The organism is Candidatus Phytoplasma crotalariae, from assembly GCF_030586865.1.
GTDB classification, from domain to species: domain Bacteria; phylum Bacillota_I; class Bacilli_A; order Acholeplasmatales; family Acholeplasmataceae; genus Phytoplasma; species Phytoplasma citri.
This window is the reverse complement of record NZ_JAOSIR010000030.1, coordinates 1-5,010: the sequence shown is the minus strand read 5'-3', so window position 1 is coordinate 5,010 and position 5,010 is coordinate 1. Positions and strand designations below refer to the sequence as shown.

Genomic DNA, 5,010 nt, shown 5'->3' with positions numbered 1-5,010 from the left:
AAGCTTTTTTGGTTTGGTAGAGAATGAGGGGATCGAACCCCCGACCTCCTGCTTGTAAGGCAGATGCTCTCCCAGCTGAGCTAATTCTCTACTACAAATAATTCCGGGCAAACCCCTATCTTGGCAATTCAAATAAATTACTATTGTGGGGACCACAGGTCTTAACTGCTGTGTTCGGGATGGGAACAGGTGGAACCCCTGTGTTAAATCACCCGGAATCTCTCAAAACTAGGCAAATTCTAGTTATTTTTTCCAGCTATCATCAAAGTCGTTGGATCTATTAGTACTAGTCAGCTCCAAATATCACTACTCTTCCACTTCTAGCCTATCAACCTGATCGTCTTTCAGGGATCTCTTAGGGAAATCTCATCTTGAGGGAGGCTTCACACTTAGATGCTTTCAGTGTTTATCCCGACTATACTTAGCTACCCAGCTATGGCTCTGGCGAACCAACTGGTGCACCAGCGGTATATCCATCCCGGTCTTCTCATACTAGGGACAGTTCCTCGCAAATTTCCAACGCCCACGACGGATAGAGACCGAACTGTCTCACGACGTTCTGAACCCAGCTCGCGTACCGCTTTAATGGGCGAACAGCCCAACCCTTGGAACCTGCTCCAGCTCCAGGATGCGATGAGCCGACATCGAGGTCCCAAACCGCCCCGTCGCTGTGAACGCTCGGGGGCGATAAGGCTGTTATCCCCAGGGTAGCTTTTATCCGTTGAGTCACGGCCCTTCCATTCGGTACCGCAAGATCACTAAGTCCGACTTTCGTCCCTGCTCGACTTGTAGGTCTCGCAGTCAAGCTCCCTTATACCTTTACGCTCTAAAAATGATTTCTGACCATTTTGAGGGAACCTTTGAACGCCTCCGTTACTTTTTAGGAGGCGACCGCCCCAGTCAAACTGCCCACCAAACACTGTCCCTCATAATCCACTTATGCAGGTTAGAAACTAAAAATCTTAAGAGTGGTATCCCACTGGTGACTCCCTTTAAACTAGCGTCTAAAGTTCTCTGTCTCCCACCTATCCTGTACATAAGATTTCCAATTTCAATATTAAGCTACAGTAAAGCTCCATGGGGTCTTTTCGTCCTGTCGCGGGTAACCGGCATTTTCACCGGTAATTTGATTTCACCGAGACTCTTGTTGAGACAGCGCCCAAATCGTTATGCCTTTCGTGCAGGTCGGAATTTACCCGACAAGGAATTTCGCTACCTTAGGACCGTTATAGTTACGGCCGCCGTTCACTGGGACTTCAATTCAATGCTTTGGGCAAGCCCGAACATCTCCTTTTAATCTTCCAGCACCGGGCAGGCATCAGCCCCTATACATCACCTTACGGTTTAGCAGAGACCTGTGTTTTTGATAAACAGTCGCTTGGGCCTATTCTCTGCGGCTTTTACTTTTTATTATAAAAGCTCTCCTTATCCCGAAGTTACGGAGTCATTTTGCCGAGTTCCTTAACAAGAGTTTTCTCGCGCGTCTTAGTATACTCTACCTTCCCACCTGTGTCGGTTTACGGTACAGGTAAAAAAATCATTAACCTTAGAAGCTTTTCTAGAAAATATGAACGCAGTCACGTTACCCTCAAATCTTATTTTTTGGCAAGTAAGAAGACGGATTTGCCTATCTTCTCAAACTCGATTTTTCGACCCTAATCCAATAAAGGGCGTGCTTGTCCTCTTTTGTCCCTCCATCAGTGATTTTTTTAGTGCAGGAATTTTAGCCTGCTGGTCATCGACTACGCATTTCTGCCTCGCCTTAGTTCCTGACTAACCCAGGGCGGACGACCCTGCCCCTGGAAACCTTGGGTTTTCGACGGATAGAATTCTCATCTATCTTTTCGTTACTTACACCGGCATTCTCACTTCTAACCTCTCCACTACTGCTTCCGCTATAGCTTCTACGATGTTAGAACGCTTCCCCTACCACATGTTTCTTAACTATTCCTAGCCGAAACATATCCGTAGCTTCGGTATAATGTTTAGCCCCGTTACATTTTCGGTGCAAAAATATTAGATTAGTGAGCTATTACGCACTCTTTAAAAGATGGCTGCTTCTAAGCCAACTTCCTAATTGTTTTAACGTTTTTACTTCCTTAACCACTTAACATTAATTTAGGGACCTTAGCTGACGGTCTGGGCTCTTTCCCTTTTGACCATGGACCTTATCACCCATCGTCTGACTGCTGGGATACGGTTCTTGACATTCGGAGTTTAATTGAGATTGGTACCCCGAGGTGGAGCCCGCACTCATTTAGTGCTCTACCTTCAAGAACTATTAAATACCCAACGCTAGCCCTAAAGCTATTTCGGGGAGAACCAGCTATCTCTGAGTTCGATTGGAATTTCACCTCTAGCCACAAATCATCCAAACACTTTTCAACGTGTCCTGGTTCGGCCCTCCATGACGTGGTCACGTCACTTCAGCCTGTTCATGGCTAGCTCACTTCAGTTTCGGGTCTATGACATACAACTAAACGCCCTATTCAGACTCGCTTTCGCTCCGGCTACGTTCCTTCAAACTTAACCTTGCTCTATATCATAACTCGCCGGTTCATTCTGCAAAAGGCACGCCATCACTCTTAAACGAGCTTTGACTACTTGTAAGCACACAGTTTCAGGATCTATTTCACTCCCCTTCCGGGGTTCTTTTCACCTTTCCCTCACGGTACTAGTTCACTATCGGTCACCAAGGAGTATTTAGCCTTAGGAGATGGTCCTCCTATCTTCCAACAAGATTTCTCGTGTCTCGCCGTACTTCAGGATACCCTAGATTTTAATCTACCTCTACAGGATTTTCACCTTCTAGGATATAGTTTTCCAACTATTTCGAGTTAATTAAAATTTGATAACTAGACATTGGTATCCGGCTGTTCCGGGTTCGCTCGTCACTACTACCGGAATCGTTATTACTTTCTTTTCCTACAGTTACTTAGATATTTCAGTTCACTGCGTTCCTTTCAATCGATTAGTTACCTAATAAATTGATACTATAACTACTTATAGTAGGTTGCCCCATTCGGAAATCCACGGATCTACACTTATTTACAGCTCCCCGTAGCGTATCGCCGTTAATTGCGTCCTTCATCAGCTCTTGGTGCCTAGGCATCCACTGTGCGCTCTTATTTCCTTTAATGTTCCGGAAAAATAACTATTATTTACCTAATTTTCAAAGAATTTGTGTTCTTACGAAACCTATAACTCTGGTGGGCCTAAATGGACTTGAACCACCGACCTCACGCTTATCAGGCGTGTGCTCTAACCAACTGAGCTATAGGCCCTTCGTGAAGTCACGAAGAAAAACTTAGTTATCCTAAGTCTTTCAAAACTGAAGATGATTGATTTTATTGGTTTCCTTAGAAAGGAGGTGATCCATCCCCACCTTCCGGTAGGGATACCTTGTTACGACTTAACCCCAATCATCGACCCTACCTTAGACAGCGCCCTCTCGAATAAACGAGTTAGGCTACCATTTTGGGGTATTGCCAACTTTCGTGGTTTGACGGGCGGTGTGTACAAACCCCGAGAACGTATTCACCGCGACATGCTGATTCGCGATTACTAGCGATTCCAACTTCATGAAGTCGAGTTGCAGACTTCAATCCGGACTGAGACTGTTTTTGGGGATTGGCCAAGAACTTACGTTTCAGCTACCCTTTGTAACAGCCATTGTATCACGTTTGTAGCCCAGGTCATAAGGGGCATGCTGATTTGACGTGATCCTCACCTTCCTCCAGTTTATCACTGGCAGTCTCGTTAAAGTCCCCACCATAACGTGCTGGCAACTAACGATAAGGGTTTCGCTCGTTTTAGGACTTAACCTAACATCTCACGACACGAGCTGACGACAACCATGCACCACCTGTGTTTCTGATAACCTCCACGATATTACTACCGTTTCGCAAAAACATGTCAAGACCTGGTAAGGTTTTTCGGGTATCTTCGAATTAAACAACATGATCCACCGCTTGTGCGGAGTCCCGTCAATTCCTTTAAGTTTCATACTTGCGTACGTACTACTCAGGCGGAGTACTTAATGTGTTAACTTCAGTACCGGTTTAACCCGACACTTAGTACTCATCGTTTACGGCGTGGACTACCAGGGTATCTAATCCTGTTTGCTCCCCACGCTTTCGTGCCTCAGCGTCAGTTAAGACCCAGCGAGCCGCCTACGCCTCTGGTGTTCCTCCATATATTTACGCATTTTACCGCTACACATGGAATTCCACTCGCCTCTATCTAACTCAAGTTTAGCAGTTTCAATAGCCGGACAACGTTGAGCGTTGCCATTACACCACTGACTTACTAGACCGCCTACGCACCCTTTACGCCCAATAATTCCGGATAACACTTGCCCCTTATGTCTTACCGCGGCTGCTGGCACATAATTAGCCGGGGCTTATTCATCAAGTACCGGCAAACAAATGGTTCACCACTTGCTTTTCTTCCTTGATAAAAGAACTTTACATACCAAAGTACTTCGTCGTTCACGCGGCGTCGCTCGGTCAGAGTTTCCTCCATTGCCGAAAATTCCCTACTGCTGCCTCCCGTAGGAGTTTGGGCCGTGTCTCAGTCCCAATGTGGCTGTTCAACCTCTCAGTCCAGCTACACATCATCGTCTTGGTAGGCCATTACCCTACCAACTAACTAATATGGCGCAAGCCCCTCCTAAAGTATACCTATTTCTAGGTCTTTTAAAAGAAATAAGATGCCTTATTTCTTCCTATCCAGTCTTAGCCACTGTTTCCAATGGTTATCCTCGTCTTTAGGGTAGGTTACTTACGTGTTACTCACCCGTTCGCCACTAAAACCCGAAGGTTTCCGTTCGACTTGCATGTATTAGGCACGCCGCCAGCGTTAATCCTGAGCCAGGATCAAACTCTTCGTAATAAATCCTTCCAATAAATAAAAATTATTTATTAGAATATAGTTAATATTTAATAATTTTTTATGATAAAAATATCATAATAAATAAATAAAATATCATCTTCAGTTTTCAAAGAAGTA

At 45.1% G+C, this 5,010-nt stretch carries 2 tRNA genes and 3 rRNA genes; all 5 read right to left on the bottom strand.

Going from position 1 to position 5,010, the window contains the following annotated elements:
• Positions 1-14: 14 nt before the first annotated feature.
• The 5 genes from OC683_RS01960 to OC683_RS01940 all read right to left on the bottom strand — a co-directional run bounded on the left by OC683_RS01960 (position 15) and on the right by OC683_RS01940 (position 4,893).
• Positions 15-90 (bottom strand) — tRNA-Val (locus tag OC683_RS01960).
• A gap of 12 nt (positions 91-102) precedes the next feature.
• Positions 103-216: ribosomal RNA gene (rrf, locus tag OC683_RS01955) — 5S ribosomal RNA — on the bottom strand.
• 43 nt (positions 217-259) lie between these two features.
• Positions 260-3,139, bottom strand: a 23S ribosomal RNA gene (locus OC683_RS01950).
• Between the two features lie 68 nt (positions 3,140-3,207).
• Positions 3,208-3,284 (bottom strand) — tRNA-Ile (locus OC683_RS01945).
• Between the two features lie 79 nt (positions 3,285-3,363).
• Positions 3,364-4,893, bottom strand: a 16S ribosomal RNA gene (locus tag OC683_RS01940).
• The 16S, 23S and 5S rRNA genes sit together here with 2 tRNA genes alongside, the layout of an rRNA operon.
• Between the last annotated feature and the right edge of the window lie 117 nt (positions 4,894-5,010).